The 15,114-nt window shown below is 62.9% G+C and carries 15 protein-coding genes and 1 pseudogene; 8 read left to right on the top strand and 8 right to left on the bottom strand.

Annotated elements, in window-relative coordinates; genetic code table 11:
- Positions 1-4: 4 nt before the first annotated feature.
- A complete protein-coding gene (locus MUN73_RS04160) occupies positions 5-1,021 on the bottom strand; it encodes a threonine aldolase family protein (protein ID WP_250139185.1) in 1,017 nt (338 codons plus the stop codon).
- 121 nt (positions 1,022-1,142) lie between these two features.
- On the opposite strand from MUN73_RS04160, the gene MUN73_RS04155 reads away from it, so the two are divergent.
- From MUN73_RS04155 to MUN73_RS04145, 3 genes are all read left to right on the top strand, one after another.
- Positions 1,143-2,174: a hypothetical protein gene (locus tag MUN73_RS04155; protein WP_250139184.1), complete on the top strand. Its 1,032-nt coding sequence runs from the start codon at positions 1,143-1,145 to the stop codon at positions 2,172-2,174.
- A gap of 79 nt (positions 2,175-2,253) precedes the next feature.
- Complete coding sequence (locus MUN73_RS04150; RefSeq protein WP_250139183.1) at positions 2,254-3,336, top strand: aminopeptidase; 1,083 nt, start codon at positions 2,254-2,256, stop codon at positions 3,334-3,336.
- A 224-nt stretch (positions 3,337-3,560) separates the two neighbouring features.
- Positions 3,561-3,977: a universal stress protein gene (locus tag MUN73_RS04145; RefSeq protein ID WP_250139182.1), complete on the top strand. Its 417-nt coding sequence runs from the start codon at positions 3,561-3,563 to the stop codon at positions 3,975-3,977.
- An 11-nt stretch (positions 3,978-3,988) separates the two neighbouring features.
- On the opposite strand, the gene MUN73_RS04140 is transcribed toward MUN73_RS04145, so the two are convergent.
- Positions 3,989-4,492, bottom strand: coding sequence for a hypothetical protein (locus tag MUN73_RS04140; RefSeq protein ID WP_250139181.1), 504 nt, complete (start codon positions 4,490-4,492; stop codon positions 3,989-3,991).
- A gap of 393 nt (positions 4,493-4,885) precedes the next feature.
- Between MUN73_RS04140 and MUN73_RS04135 the strand changes: the two genes are divergently transcribed.
- Positions 4,886-5,965 carry a glutamate-cysteine ligase family protein gene (locus tag MUN73_RS04135; RefSeq protein ID WP_250139180.1) on the top strand — a complete coding sequence of 360 codons (1,080 nt, stop codon included), beginning with the start codon at positions 4,886-4,888 and terminating at the stop codon, positions 5,963-5,965.
- 98 nt (positions 5,966-6,063) lie between these two features.
- Here the strand turns inward: MUN73_RS04135 and MUN73_RS04130 are convergent, their stop codons facing one another.
- Positions 6,064-7,254, bottom strand: coding sequence for a C45 family autoproteolytic acyltransferase/hydrolase (locus tag MUN73_RS04130; protein ID WP_250139179.1), 1,191 nt, complete (start codon positions 7,252-7,254; stop codon positions 6,064-6,066).
- A 550-nt stretch (positions 7,255-7,804) separates the two neighbouring features.
- Here MUN73_RS04130 and MUN73_RS04125 point away from each other — a divergent pair.
- Together MUN73_RS04125 and MUN73_RS04120 are read left to right on the top strand one after the other, a co-directional pair.
- On the top strand, positions 7,805-7,993 hold the full coding sequence (locus MUN73_RS04125; RefSeq protein WP_250139178.1) for a hypothetical protein: 189 nt from the start codon (positions 7,805-7,807) through the stop codon (positions 7,991-7,993).
- 150 nt (positions 7,994-8,143) lie between these two features.
- Entirely contained in the window at positions 8,144-8,305 is a 162-nt protein-coding gene (locus tag MUN73_RS04120; RefSeq protein WP_250139177.1) for a hypothetical protein, read from the top strand.
- Positions 8,306-8,481: 176 nt separating this feature from the next.
- Here the strand turns inward: MUN73_RS04120 and MUN73_RS22750 are convergent.
- The 5 genes and pseudogenes from MUN73_RS22750 to MUN73_RS04100 form a co-directional block, all read right to left on the bottom strand.
- A pseudogene (locus MUN73_RS22750) lies at positions 8,482-8,600 on the bottom strand (DUF7563 family protein); the annotation flags it as partial.
- Between the two features lie 554 nt (positions 8,601-9,154).
- Positions 9,155-9,271 (bottom strand): CcmD family protein, encoded by a 117-nt coding sequence (locus tag MUN73_RS04115; protein WP_250139176.1) that lies wholly within the window; start codon positions 9,269-9,271, stop codon positions 9,155-9,157.
- A gap of 2 nt (positions 9,272-9,273) precedes the next feature.
- Entirely contained in the window at positions 9,274-9,942 is a 669-nt protein-coding gene (locus MUN73_RS04110) for a cytochrome c biogenesis protein (protein WP_343217968.1), read from the bottom strand.
- A gap of 97 nt (positions 9,943-10,039) precedes the next feature.
- Positions 10,040-10,726 carry a cytochrome c biogenesis CcdA family protein gene (locus tag MUN73_RS04105; RefSeq protein WP_265339094.1) on the bottom strand — a complete coding sequence of 229 codons (687 nt, stop codon included), beginning with the start codon at positions 10,724-10,726 and terminating at the stop codon, positions 10,040-10,042.
- 148 nt (positions 10,727-10,874) lie between these two features.
- Entirely contained in the window at positions 10,875-11,915 is a 1,041-nt protein-coding gene (locus tag MUN73_RS04100) for a c-type cytochrome (protein WP_250139173.1), read from the bottom strand.
- 312 nt (positions 11,916-12,227) lie between these two features.
- Here MUN73_RS04100 and MUN73_RS04095 point away from each other — a divergent pair, with 312 nt between their 5' ends.
- On the top strand, positions 12,228-12,701 hold the full coding sequence (locus MUN73_RS04095) for a thioredoxin family protein (RefSeq protein WP_382181791.1): 474 nt from the start codon (positions 12,228-12,230) through the stop codon (positions 12,699-12,701).
- On the top strand, positions 12,698-15,112 hold the full coding sequence (gene ccsA / locus MUN73_RS04090) for a cytochrome c biogenesis protein CcsA (protein WP_250139171.1): 2,415 nt from the start codon (positions 12,698-12,700) through the stop codon (positions 15,110-15,112). Before MUN73_RS04095 ends, ccsA begins: the two co-directional genes overlap by 4 nt.
- Positions 15,113-15,114: the final 2 nt, after the last annotated feature.

Genomic DNA, 15,114 nt, shown 5'->3' with positions numbered 1-15,114 from the left:
GGCGTCAGACGATCGCCGCCTCGATCCGTTCGAGCGCGCGGTCGACGTCCTCGCGCGAAAGGTCCCTGTGAGTGCAAAAGCGGATCGTCGACGGCCCCATCGGGTTCGCCAGCACGTCCCGCTCGCGAAGTCGATCGACCACCGTCTCCGTCTCGAGGCCCGACTCCGAGACGTCCGCGAGGACGATGTTCGTCTCGGGATCCCGGACCGTGACGCCCGGAACGTCCGCGAGGCCGGCCGCGAGTCGACGGGCGTTCTCGTGATCGATCGCGAGGTCGTCGACGTTCTCGAGGGCCCGTAACCCGGGGGCGGCGACGATCCCGGCCTGTCGCATCCCGCCGCCGAACAGTTTTCGCGTCCGGCGGGCCCGTTCGACGAACTCGCTCGACCCCGCGAGCACGGAGCCGATCGGGGCCCCGAGCCCCTTCGAGAGACAGAACATGACGGAGTCGACCGGGGCCGTGATCTCGGTCGCGGGCACGTCCAGCGCCGTCGCCGCGTTGAACAGCCGCGCCCCGTCGAGGTGTACCGGCAGGTCGCGATCGTGGGCCGCCTCGGCCGCGGCGGCGATCGCGTCGGGGTCGATCGCGAGGCCGCCGCGGGCGTTGTGGGTGTTCTCCAGACAGAGCAGGCCGGTTCCCGGCCGGTGGAGGTCTTCCGCGACGTAGCCGGCCGCGACCTGGTCCGGGGACGGGACGCCCCGATCGGCGTCGAGCATCCGGACCTGCAGGTCGGCGTGCTGGGCGAAGCCGCCGAGTTCGTACTTCACGACGTGGCTCTTGCGGTCGGCCAGCACCTCCTGACCCCGATCGGTGTGGACCCGCGCCGCGATCTGGTTGCCCATCGTCCCGCTCGGCACGTATAGCGCGGCCTCCATCCCGACGGCCTCGGCCGCACGGGTTTCGAGTTCGGTCACCGTGGGATCCTCGCCGTAGACGTCGTCGCCGACGTCGGCGGTGTGAGCGGCCTCGCGCATCGCCTCGTCGGGTTTCGTTACCGTGTCCGATCGCAGATCGATCATGGCGAGAGGTGGTTCCGGCATCGCCCTAACAGTGTCGCTCTTCTGGAACCGAGCGCGGGATCGTCGGTGGCCGATGCGATCGACCGAAGGGTACAACTGCAACCGATTTATTTTCTGATGTATGGTCCCAGATACTCCCGATCCCCGAGACGGGTCGGACGGCGACTCGCCGCCGCCGGGCGATCCAGGAGGCGCTCCGACGGCCGCGGGTAATCCCGACGATTCGTCGCCTCACTCGTTCCCCTGGCACGTCTCGCGCGTCACCGATCGGATTGACGCGATACTGCCGCTCGCGCTGGTGCCGCTGCTGACCTCCCTGCTCCAGGTCGGAAACGTCCAGCGGGCGCTCGATCCGGGCAGCGGCGTCTCGATCAACGTCGAGTTCGCCTTCCCGTCGCCACTCCTCGATCTGTGGACCTTTGCGGATCCGCCCCCGCCGTCCGTCTCGCGCCGACGGCCCACTGTCGGCGACTCACCGCCGGGAAGCGATCCGTTCGCCGACCCGACCGGTTCGACCGGTGCGACCGGGACCGGCGGTACCGGCGTCCCCATCGAGACGCCACTCGACGGCGTGGGAATCCCCCTCGAGAGCGTCGGCGCCGCCGCCGGCGCGTGGATTCTCCTCGCGATTCTCGCGTACGTCGCGATCGCGTCGGTGCTCGCGGCGGTCTACGTCGGCGGACTCGATCGACGACTCCGCCGCGATCCGGCGGCAATCGTAGCGTGTGCCAGCGAGTACGCGCCGCGGTTCGTCCTGTACAATCTCGTCGCCATCGGCGCGATACTGCTGCTCGTGCCGTTCGCGCTGGTCTCCCCGGCCCTGATCATCCTCGCGCTTCCCGCGGTCGTGGTGGTCGGCTACCTCTTCTACGCCGTGCCGTTCCTGTTCGTCGTCGCGGATGCCCCCTTCGTCGAGGCGTTCCGTCTCTCGTACGGATTCGCGGTCGGAGAGCGTGCATACCTCGCCTTCGGTCTCTGGCACGTCGGCGTCGCGGTCGTATCTTCGATCGTGCTCTCCCTGCTGGTCAGTGCCGGGCCCGGCGGTTTCCTGCTCGCACTGGCCCTCGCGGTACCGCTCTCGCTGGTGTTGACTGCCGCGACGGTGTCATTCCTTCGGGACCTGGTCGACTCGGCACCGAGCGCGGCGCAGTGACAGTACACCACCCCGACGCGATCGACCGTGACATTTCGATTCGAAAACGGTATGACCGCGGTGGCAGAATTTGCGATACATGGACCCACGCATCCGTGAGCACGCCGAGATCATCGCCAACCACTCGGTCGACCTCGAGGAAGGGGACAACGTCGTCGTCGACGCCCATCCCGTCGCCGAGGACCTCGTCGTCGCGCTCCACGAGGTGATCGGCGATCGAGGGGCGAACCCGATCACGACGAGCCAGCGCACCGGGAAACGCCAGCAGCGGGCGTATCTCCGCGCCGGGGACGACGAGTACGAGACGCCCGAGCACGAACTCGCGCTCATCGAGAACACGGACGTCTACATCGCCATCCGCGCGAGCGACAACGTCACCCAGACCAGCGACGTCGATCCCGAGACCCAGTCGGCCTACCAGCAGGCCCAGCGGCCGATTCTGGATGAACGGCTCTCGAAGCGCTGGTGTCTCACGCAGTTCCCCGCGCCGGCGAACGCCCAGCTCGCGGAGATGAGCACGGAGGGGTACGAGAACTTCGTCTGGGACGCCGTCAACAAGGACTGGGACGCCCAGCGCGAACACCAGGAGCACATGGTCGAGATCATGGATCCCGCCGAGGAGATCCGCATCAAGAGCGGCGACACGACCGACGTGACGATGTCGATCGACGGCAACCCGACGATCAACGACCACGGGGAGCACAACCTCCCCGGCGGCGAGGTCTTCACCGCGCCCCAGCCCGACAGCGTCGAGGGCGAGGTGCTGTTCGACATGCCGCTGTACCACCAGGGCCGGGAGATCACCGACGTCTACCTCGAGTTCGAGGGCGGCGAGGTCGTCCAGCACTCGGCGGCGAAAAACGAGGACGTCCTGACCGAAGTCCTGAACACGGACGACGGAGCCCGCCGACTGGGCGAACTGGGCATCGGGATGAACCGCGACATCGACCAGTTCACCTACAACATGCTGTTCGACGAGAAGATGGGCGACACCGTCCACATGGCTGTCGGCCGCGCCTACGACGATACCGTCGGCGAGGGCAACGAGGCCAACGACTCCGCCGTCCACGTGGACATGATCGTCGACATGAGCGACGATTCGTTCATCGAGATCGACGGCGAGCGCGTTCAGGAGGACGGAACGTTCGTCTTCGAGGAATAGCGACCGCGAGCGACGGGAGGAGCGATCGGCTTTTTCATCGAAGTTTTTGCGTGAGAGGGTGCCGAAGGCACTCCGAGTACAAAAAGTTCGGACTGGAATCTTCCGGTTCGAAGAGTAGCGACGGTTTGCGATCGGACACCAGCGGGCGGGCATCGCATTCCGTCTCCGGATTCGATCGCCGCGCTATCGTCTGGGTTTATCAATCCGGACTGGGTAGCTCCCGTATGGCAGTACTCGTCGCGTACGACGGTTCCGCGCCAGCACAGAAGGCGGCAGAGCGAGCGTTCAGCGAGTATGCGGACGAGGAGATCATTCTGCTCCGCGTCGTCGAAGCGGCCGACGGTTCGACGGGTGCAGGGATCGAACTCGCGAAGGACTTCTTCGGGAAACGAAAGGAAGAGGCCTCCGAGGACTTCCAGGAGGAGGTCACGGACCTCGCCGGTGCCGACGACGTCGACTTCCGGACCGAAATCGCCGTCGGAAATCCCGCTCGCGAGGTCGTTCGGTACGCCGAGGAGCACGACGTCGACCTCATCATCGTCGGCAACCACGGCCGATCGGGCGTCTCACGGGTCTTGCTCGGGAGCGTCGCCGAGAAGATCGTCCGTCGAGCCCCCGTTCCGGTTACCGTCGTCCGCTGAGCGTCGCGAGGCTACGCGGAGTCGAGCAAGACGACGTCCCCTCGTTGCCGGGCCTGCTGGTACTCACAGCGGTAGGTCTCCATCTCGGCCGTCGCCTCGATCTTGAGCGTCTCCGTCTCGCCCTGAACGTCGGTGCCGGGGGTCGAGTACTCGTTGACTACGTCGTGGTCGGCGTCCCAGAACGCGAAGTTGTGGTGGACGCCGTCCATGTTCTCCCAGGTGATCTCGTACTCCCGGCCCTCGACGAGCACCAGCGTCGGGTTCTCCACGTCCGCGATCGGCTCTGGCTCGACGCCGACCCAGCCGCCGACCCAGCCGTCGAACCGGAGCGACTCGACGTCGGCCCACGCCTCGGGATCGGTATCCCCCTCGAGCGACTCCGCGGCGTCGACGACGGGTTCGGGGCTCTCCTCGCCGTCGTCCGTCCCACCCAGACAGCCGGTTACGAGGGCAACGCCGAGCGTCCCACTCACCCCGGATAGAAAACGCCGTCTGCCCGTATCGTGTGCGGCCATTGCGTGGCCATTGGGCGGTGAGAGACATAAGTTATCGGCTTCCGGGACCGGTCTGGCGAACCGCCCGGGGTGCCTCACGAAACGCTACGAAAGTCCCCTGCTGTTCCGTGCCGATAGACTCGCCGATGGCCGGACACCGAAGCGTTTCCTCAGCGGAATCTGACCGCGCCACGGGAACACAACCGGCGCACGCAGGCTCAACCGCTTCACGTCGCTCCTGCCTACCACGGTTTCGACGGGCAGCGGCGATGGACGACACCTCCCGATCGTCTCCGGCGGGCGAACAGTATCCGCCGGCCGAGACAGCCGTCCGGTGCCGCGCCCTGGAGTACTGGTCCGGTGACGGCTCGCCCGAGGGCCACGCAACACCCGCAGTCCAACGGAGCCACCCCCATGAAAACTAGCCTCGAAGTAGAGTACTGGGTCGTCGACGACGACGGTGATCTGGTACCGCCCGAAACACTGCTCGACGTCTCCGATCACGTCGATCCCGAGTTCGTCGAGCCGATGGTAGAAATCAAGACCACGCCCTGTTCGTCCATGGCCGAACTCCGCGCGGAGTTCGTCGATCGAATCAGTCGGGTCGTCGACGCGGCACGACAGCAGGACAAACGGCTCGTTCCGCTGGCGACACCTCTCAACGCCTCACCCGCGGAGATTCCGTACCGCGAGAAAGCCGGGACCGACCTGCAGCGACGCATCGTCGGGCGGGCGTTCGACGACGCACGCGTCTGTGCCGGGACGCACGTCCACTTCGAACAGTCTAGCGTCGTCGACCAGCTCAACGCGCTGACCGCGATCGATCCCGCGTTCGCCCTCGTCAACAGCTCCTCGCACTACCGGGGCGAGCGCCTCCTCGCGTGCGCCCGGCCCTACCTCTATCGACGCTGTTGTTACGAGACCTGTCCCGAGCAGGGCCAGCTCTGGCCCTACGTCGCAAGCGTCGACGAATGGGAGAACCGACTCGAGACGGCCTACGACGGCTTCCGCGAGCGTGCCCTCGATCGAGGCGTCGACGAGGCGACGTTCGACGCGGAATTCGACCCCTACGACGCGGTCTGGACGCCGGTCCGGCTGCGGGACGCGTTCCCGACGGTCGAGTGGCGATCGCCCGATGCAACCCTGCCGAGCGAGATCCTCCGGCTCGCCGGCGACGTTCGATCGATCGTCACCGACGCAACCGATCACGGCACGGTCGTCGCCGGGGCTGACGCGGCGCCGAGCGACGATGCCGTGTCACTCCCCTCGTTCGAGACGGTCGATCGGACCACCGACACCGCCATTCACGACGGTGTCGCCGATCCGGCCGTTCGCGACTACCTGCGGATGTTCGACATTACGGCGGCGGACTACGACCCGCTCGCCGATCGACATCCCGACGAGCGACTCTCGAAGCGCCGGGCCTGCCGGTTGCGGCTCCGAGCAGCCGATCGGCTCGAGGCGGACCTCACCCGGCACGTCGCCCGCGCCTGATACGGATTGCTGTAACGATGTACCGGCGCAACCGCGATCCGGGCGGCGGTTGCGCCGGAAATGACGTACAGTAAACCGTACGAGGACGCGATCCGGTGCTACGTGGCGCGAACCCGATCGAGCCACTGCCGTCCCGTCCGGAACGCGGGCGGGACGGCCTCGCCAAACGACACCCGCGTCCGATCGCGCTCGCACGGGTTACCCATCACGACCTCGATCTCCGGCGATCCACCCTCGAAGACCGCCGCGCTGGCCGTGGTCAACTGACCGAACGCGTGGGGGTCGTCCGTCTCGGGTTCCGGGTGGCGACAGATCGAGTCGTCGCCGGGGCCGTTCGCGTGATCCGCCGCGACGGCCCACAGGTCGTCCCGGTCGAGTCGGTCCCCGCTCTCACCAGCGAGGAGCGCCCTGGCCCGATCGCGTCGCCGTTTCGAACTCTCCGTCACGGTCGAGGCCCCGTCCACGAAGTGGTTCGTCCGGACGACTACCCGATCGTCGTCGACGGCGATCCGTTCGGCCGCAGGATCGACCTCGAGCAACGCGGCGTCCGTCCCGTCGGCCAGGAACAGCGTCTGGGCCATCAGTCGGCGCGTCGGGTACGACTCGAGCAGGGATCGGGCCTCCTCGACGGAGGTACACTCCTCCAGAAGCCGCCGAATCGCGGTCCCGTTCCGGAGTTGCTCGCCCGGGTCGAGATCCTCCCGGTTGGCGTCGATGTAGGTGTTGGCCGCGACCAGTCCTCGATCGTTGACCCCCTTGAACACCATGACGGTCCCGCAGGTGTCGACCGTCAGGAACCCGTAGTAGTCATCGATCGGGGGCTGTTCGACGATCGACTTCGGGCGCGTCCCTCGGCCCGCGATGTCGCGATTTTTGAGCACGAGCGAGCCGGTCGCGTCGGCGGCCGCCGGCGAGACGAGGGCGTTCGTACATCCGTTCGGGTGCCGCTCCGATCGGCCGTCACCCTCGGCCAGTTCTTCGCACAGGTCCGAGTAGGCGAGCGCGTACACCGCGTACAGGTCGCGATCGACGTCGAAGGCGTCGGCCATCGTCTCGTACGCGCGTCGGTGCCGATCCGGGAGACTCGACTGGCTCTCCTCGGCGTACTCGAGCAGCGGTTCGAGGTCGACGTCGCGTGCGGCGATCAGGGATTCGAGTTCGTCGATCGCCCACTCGACGACCTCGCGCTCAGCCTCTGCCCGGCGGCGCGCCTGCGCGGCGAACGACTCGACCGCTGGAATCGGTTCCCCGTTCGAGTCCGGACTCGCGTCGACGTCGGATGCGTCCATACCCAACCGAACGGCTCGATCGGGTTGTATCGTCGGCCTGTACTGACAGACGACCGGGGTGGATCGTGGTGAATCCAATAGTGGAATCGAATCGGTGACGAACGGCCGCAGGACGAAAACGGCGATGGGTGTACGCGGTCGGCAGCGGGGGTGGCGATGTCGACTGTGCCCCCCAACCAGTCCCCCGGTGATGCCGTCGATGGGCTCTGCCGACAGCCCATTGTTTTCCCCACGATTCTATTAAACTAACGGTCCAGAGGTCATTCGCCTGGACGGTTGCGACCCATCGACGCCGACCACCCCGTCACGACGCGATCGGTTCGATCGGCTGGCACGCTGACCGGAAACAGAGACTCGCCGCCAGCGACCTCGAATCCGTCCGTGGCCGCGGTTCGAGTTTTACGATCGCACCGCGGCGATCGGCCGGTCTCCGTGCAAGCGCTCGTCCGGAGCAGTCGTCCGCATCCACCCCGTCGGTCCCGGTTCGAGTTCCGTGAAACTCCCCCTGTCACGAAATAGACCTTTAGGCCCGATCGTGAATAGAACGGATATGGACCCGCAGGCCGAACGCCGGTGTCACATTCTGTTCGGGAGTTCGTTGTTGTTGCTCACGATCGGTATCGGCTACTGCGTCGTTCTGGGGACGTGTATGGCGGATTTCCTGGTCGTGATTGCAGGCCTGTTCCTCGGCTGGGTGGCGCTGTTCTACTGTCTGGGAAACGCCTCGTTCTGGGGGTGATCAGTGAACTGATAAATGGAGTACAGGTCCCACTATCGAGATCCGTTCAGTTCGCAGACCCACCTCTCGAGCAATTCACCGGGAACACGAGGTAAACGGGGTTGAAATAGCCAGCTACGTTCTTTTGGAAGTGGGGAATCTGACCCCGGTATGGCAACGAGATGTCCGGTAGAATGTCCTGTTTGCCACGAACCGATGGATCGCAACAAGAAATTAGAGCGGCATCTGGATCGGAATCACGTAAAAGACGATCTGGTGAAGTTTGTCGTCGCTGAAACAGCGACCCTCGAACAGGAAGAAATCTCCGAATGAATCCGCTGCTCCATCGCCCCGTACCGCCCGAAAAGCGTCCGCTGTCGGTCCGGATCACTCGTTCCTAACTCACGATCGCGTGCCGGACTTGCTCATCGATCGCTCGATGGGGCGGTTGAGCCAGAGGCGGCAGACTCTCGGCGTCGTACGGCCGACTCGCCGGGACGAACGGATCGTCACGCATTCGCCTCACCTCCGTGACGGCCGGGCGACGTCTCCGGGTCCGATTGCGATCGTCGTCGAGGACGCGGCGGAATCGATCGGTGACGTGGGCTCCACAGTGCCGGCACGTCGATTGACCGGCGGCCCCGACTCGATCGTCACGCCGATCCCTGTGCGACGATTCCGACAATGGAACTCGCCGGCCGCGAAGGGGTGCGTTCAATCGGTGACCGAGGTCGAGATTCCAGGGCGACGCGTCACTCGAGAATTAGCCTACCATCTCCGGTAGCGGTACTGAATCAGGCTTCTGGATAGGGTCCCGAAAGCGACGGTGTTCGCGCGGACACGATGGGGTTTGGGCGGCATCTGGGGACCTGAAACAGGGTTTCAGAACCCCCCAGCTTAATTCGCCGATCCAAGAGTCGATTCACCTACGACTTCCCGCCCATTCGAAGTCCAATCCCTCATAGCAACCCGAGCTACAGGCCCTGCGACACTGGCTGACGGTTCCGACCGACAACGGAACCTTGGAACCCCACGCGCCCAGACAAAGCCATCACAGTGAGGCTGTCAGAACCGAGGTCGCCCTGAAGAGACACTGTCGATAGCGATCCCGACGCACAGCCGTCGTGTGTGGGGGCGGCGACGGTCGGCGGGGGCGCTATTCATCTAGGCCGTAACAGAGAGCTACCGGAGATCTTGCAGTTGTCGCTCGAGGCGCTGTAATTGGCGCTGCATGTAGAGGATGTACGCGAATAGCGCGACGAATATCGCGCCGTAACTGGCGAGGAGGAACGGTTCCATCGTTACGCCACCTCCTCTTTTTTGAAGGCGACTCTGTCCTCGAGTTCGTGCAGGCGGATACGAATCGCCATCAGGTAGATATAGAGCAGCCCCAGTGCGAGCAACGAGATGCCGAGCGTCAGCGGGTCGATGTTTGCACTCACGTCGGGGTTCGCCACGGTCGGTTCGTGAAAGGTCGGCGTCCAGAGACGGCCAGCAGTGTAGGTGATCGGAACGGTGATGAACGCGACCGTTCCGTAGACTGCCGCGAATCGTTCGTCGGCCCCGCGTTCGGTCGAGGCGTACACGACGAGATATCCCGCGTAGATGAACCAGACCATGAGAAACGTGATGAGTCGAACGTCACTCCACTCCCACCACGAGTTCCAGACGACGCGTCCCCACAGGCTTCCCGTAACGAGCGTCAGCGTTGCGAACAGAAATCCGATCTCACCGCCGCTGTGTGCGAGCCGGTTCCAGAATCGGCCCTCGTACTTGAGATAGAGCACACTCCCGACGAACGTCGCAGAGAGCGCGCCGGCAGTCAGAAACGCGAGCGGAATGTGCCAGTAGGCGATGAGGTTGATACCGTGATCGATGCCATACATCGCTCGGGAGGCGAATCCGAATATGAGAGTTAACGACGTCAAACCGAGAACGAAAGCGCCCCATCGAATAAATCGGCTCCACATGATTCGGTGGAACAGCGCGATGAGTGTGCCAAGTCGTTTCGAGAGTTTACGCATACGAGCATGCATTCAACGAGTATGACTTAATTTTTTTCAACAATCACTGGACGAGTGCTGCCAGCAACGCCTTGTCGAGTTCGAACAACAGTCCGACGCCTGTCACGACGAGCGCGTACCCGCTCAGCCGTCGCGCTAGCGCGGGCTGGTCGAGCGACCGTACGCGGTCGGTAAGCACGTTTCCGGCCCGTTTGCCGCCGTATGCGACGACCAACAGCGGTCCGGAGAAGCCGACTCCGTACGTGAAAAGCAGCGTTGCACTCTGTGTCGTCTCTCCGGACGCACCGACGAACGCAAGCACGCTCCCGAGTACGGGCCCCACACACGGCAACCAGATGACGCCGAGAAACAGTCCGAGCACGAAGCCGCCGACGAGTGGGTGATGAGACGTTTCGATAGCGGTCGTAAACCGCGTTACCGGGCCGGTAACTCGCGATGCGTACGTCGTGTACGCGGTGTGGAGATCGTCATCGGCCATCACCGCACCGAAGACGATAATCATCGCCACGAACGGCAGCCGAAACGAATCGGGCGTCAGCGAACCGACCAGCGCCGTGGCAATTCCGAGCACGGTAAACGACACGATACTCCCGGCAACGATCGCGAGCGGCCGAAACCGGTGTCCGGTGCTTCCCGCGAGCAACGGGGGGATCATCGGGAGACAACACGGTGTGAGCGCAGTGAGTACTCCTGCGACAAAAACTGCAACTAACCCCGGCGTCTCGACCATTGTCGACTCTACGTTTCGAGATGAGCATAAAGAACGTGATGGATCCGCAACGAGTGATACGGATTCCTGTCAGCCAGTTCCGGCACACCTGCGACCCACCTGCGGGTGCGCCGGGACACGGTGCCAGCAGACCGTATGACGGCTTCGTTCAGTTGTCCGTCTCGTTGAGCGACTCCTCCCGGAGCGGCTGGTCGTACCGATCGACGTCGTCCGGGATATCGTCCTCGCTGAGCGATTCGGTTCCCGTGGGAATCCCAGCTAACTCGAGCTTCTTCTGCATCGGGTTCATATCGTAGCCGAGATCCTCCTGCGTCCGTTCGTAGTAGACTCCCTCCTCCGGTGGACCCGTCGTCGGGAAGTCGTCTTCCTTGCCCACGAACTCGGGGCGATCGTGGCCGTTCATGAACCCGGCAATGTCCTGGACGTCACGCCAGTCAGTCAACGTATGCGGTGCGCCGTAGGGCATGGCCTCGCGGATGAACGCCGACGACGTGTAGACGCGCGACATTCCGGCACCGTCGTTGAACGAGTCAGGACCCCACAGCGCTGTGGCAGTGTCCTCGATTCCCTGTCCATCGTCACCGTGACAGGACGCACAGTTCTCGAGGTAAAGTTCTGCACCCCGAACGGGGTTGATCTCTTCGACCGGAACGCGTTCGTCACCCTCTGCTTTATTCAGGTGTGACCAGTACGGCTGAGCCTTCGTCGGCACGCCCTCGCTTAGCCATTGCATGTACGCCTCCATGGCTTGCATCTCCCTGCTGTCGTACTCGGGTGTGCCCTCCTCGGCGTCCTGGGAGTTCATACTCCGGTCGAAACAGCCCATCAGCCGCTGGCGACTGTCGCGCATCCGGTCACGCCGGTTAGTCCACTCGGGCAGGTCTGCATGGGTCCCGACGAGCGGAATCATGTTGATATCCTGGCCGACCATTCCCTGCGTCATGCCGAGGTCGCTACCGCCGTGACAGCTCGCACACGACAGTTCGTTACCGACGTGCTCTGGGAGTTCTTCGGAGGTGTTTTCCATGATCTCGCGCCCGTAGATGACGAGTTCCCGCTCGTTTTCGTTCTCAGGAAGCGTCGACTCGTTCATCTCTTTGGGGCTGAACTGGATCTCCTCGCCGGCCGTTGCGTTCCGGTACTCGAGGTTATCTTTCGACTCACCTTCTCGAAGATCGCCGTCCAACACGGTCCGATCTGGCCATTCGGCTGGCGCTTCTATTGGATCGCTCGTTTCGTCGTCGCTGTCATCGGGTGCTGTCGGAGCGGAACAACCGGCCAGAACGATAAGTATTATGACACCAGACAGGATGAGTGATTTTCGCTTCATAAACGATCGGTCTCCCTTTTTGAAAGTATTCTACATAATGCACTAACTGGCATATATCATAACGACGGAAACTAATGATTAAAGATTTATGGTCTGTGAACCCTCATGGGAGAATTAGAATCCCCGTATGGTCGTGTCAAACAAACCGCTACTATCGAGCCCACCGAAGCCGTGACACCACGAAAAATCCTCACGATCGTACTTGTTATCACGGCTCTTGGAATCGGATACTATTCGATGAACACGGCATCCGTACTGAGTGATGAATCATACACGTATCATGGAGATACTACATGGAAAACGGACGTAGACACGGCGATGGAGACCGCTGTCGCGGAAGACAAACCGGTCCTCGTCTACTTCTGGACGACGTGGTGTACCTACTGTGAAGACTACAATAAGAATGCCTACGTCGATCCGGACGTCAACGACCGGCTCGACGACTTCGTTCTACTCGCGGTGAACCTCGACGATAGTAGTCCGGAGGCGAAAGATCTCCAGCAACGATACAACGCGAACTATCCGCCCCAGCACGTCGCGATCACGCCCGACGGAGAACTGTTGGTAGAAATTAATGGATACGCCGAGACGAATTCGTTCATTGCGTATCTCGATGAAGCACAATCGAAGTGGGAAAGTCGATGATCGGACCTGCGCTCATCGCCAGCGCGACGCTCACCGGACTCGTGGCGTCGGTGCTCCTGTTTCGTGGCTATCTTCGCCGAGACAACGGCTACGTTACCGTCATCACACCGTTGATCGGTGTGACTGCTGGCTTGCTGGTAGTTGCACTCGGTTATCTCACGTACCAGTTCGTCGTTACCGACTACACGAACGCGTATGTTTGGAACAACACGGCGAACTACATTCCACTCCTCTACCGCATCACCGGCGTCTACGCGGGTAACGAAGGCTCCGTTCTACTGTGGGCTGCACTGGCTGCCGTCGTCGCCTTCTGGGCGGCTGTCCGCCGGGGAATAGCGTCGCCCGATGCGAAACTCGTGCAGGGACTCACGGTCGGGATTGTCACGTACTTCGCGGCCATGCTATTCTTCGATAGTCCCTTCACCGCGATCACCGAGGAGTTCCCCGAGATGGGCGAGGGGGCCGCGCCGCTCGATGGGACGGGACTAAATCCGCTTCTGATCGATCCGTACATGGCGATCCATCCACCGGTGATGTTCATCGCCTACGCCCTTCTGACGATGCCGTTTGCCATCGCCGTTGCCCACTTCATCTCGACGATCCGGGGTAACGGAGGACTGTTCAGTGACTGGATCGGAAGCATCACGCGCTGGCTCCGTATCTCGTGGTTCTTTCTCACCGCCGCAATCGTCCTCGGGTCGCTGTGGTCGTATCGAGTCCTTGGCTGGGGTGGGATCTGGGCGTGGGATCCCGTCGAGACCGCCGTGTTGATCCCGTGGATCTTCCTCACTGCGACGTTACATGCCGTAATGAACTACCGGTCGCGATCGACGTACGGAACGCTCGCACCGGCGATGACGGCGACGACGTTCGCTCTCGTCATCTACGCGACGGCGATCGTCAGAAGTGGCGTCTTCCGAAGCGTTCACTCGTTTGCCGACGGCGGAATTGGGTTCGCGCTGCTCGTGTTGCTCGCAGTGACGACGATACTCGGCGTCTGTCTCCCGTTTGGCTACTGGCTTCTGAGAGAGCCAGCGGAGCCAGCTGAGGAATCCCAGCCATGGCTCACTCGAGCGAATCTGTTACACCTCGCCGTCCTCGGTATCGGACTGCTCGGTTTCGTCTCCGTCTGGGGGCTCTCGTTTCCCGTCCTCAACAGCTACATCACGGGGATGGAAGTCGAAGTGACGGGCGACTACTACAATCTCTGGAGCTATCCGATCGTGCTCGCGATGCTGTTGCTCCTCGGGTTCTACATGGATTACGACGTGGAAGGTCGCCGCCGCGCATTGCTCTCGCTTGGCGTCTTCACGACGGCAACCGTTCTGGCTGCGGTGGTCGCGCCGACCGATTCGTGGCTGCTTGCAACGAGTGACACGAACGATGCGCTATTCTACCAGCTCATCGGCAGTGCGAGTGTCCTCTCGCTGCTCCCGCCAGCGGCGTACGTCTGTCTCACGGTCATCAATCGCACACTCGAGTACGTCCACGGCTCGCCGAGTCGCAACTATCAATTCAAACAGGTAGGCGTCGCGATGGTTCACATCGGATTCGTGATTCTCGTGATCTCCGTCGCGTTCTCCTATCTGTTTACCGCACAGTCGTCGGTGATTATTGCCGATTCCGAACAGGAGGCAGCACTGGACGACTCGGGCGTCCACGACGTCCCCGACTCCAGCTACGCCGTCGAAGTGACCGACTATCGTGAGTATCAGCGTCCGGACGATCCCGACATTCGAAACGTCGCCTTCTCAGTGGACGAGGTGACTGCTCGAGGCGATTCGATTCACGAGACGGTACAGCCGGTGTACGGAACGGTAACCGAGGTTAATCAGGGGGAGGGAGCGACTATCGTCCAACTCGACGACTCGCAGATCTGGCTCGGCGTCGTCGGCGACGGACAGGCAGACGTTGATGTTTCGGAAGGCGATCAGGTAGTCGGCGTTGGATACGTTATGTGGGAGTACCTTCCGGAGCTATCGCAAACCGATGCGGTCGTCGTCACCGACCCGGCGGACATCGGTACGGTGACGAACCCACCTGCTTCGCTCGATCAGACGCGCGTCCAGGGCAGTGCCGTCGGACTCACCGTTTACGACGATGGCGAACGACTCGCCAGCGGCGAGGCCGGCCAAGAGCGCTACCTCCAGCAAGGCGGGATGGAGGTCAGGAACGTCTTCGTCGATCGTGGATTGACCCACGACACGTACGTCATCGCAGCGGTCGACGAGGGAACCGCCTCACTGACGATCCGACAGATTCCGCTGATGAATCTCATGCGCGGTAGTACCGGCGTGTTGCTCGCAGGAATGTTGGTTATCATCCTGTTCGACCCGGCCTACGGGCTCGTTCGCACGTGGTCACGTCGGACCGAACAGCCAATCACTACCGAAACGCCATCCGACGATTAATA

This window comes from Halosolutus amylolyticus, assembly GCF_023566055.1.
GTDB lineage: Archaea > Halobacteriota > Halobacteria > Halobacteriales > Natrialbaceae > Halosolutus > Halosolutus amylolyticus.
The sequence above is the reverse complement of the archived record's forward strand: the minus strand, read 5'-3'. Positions and strand labels throughout refer to the sequence as shown.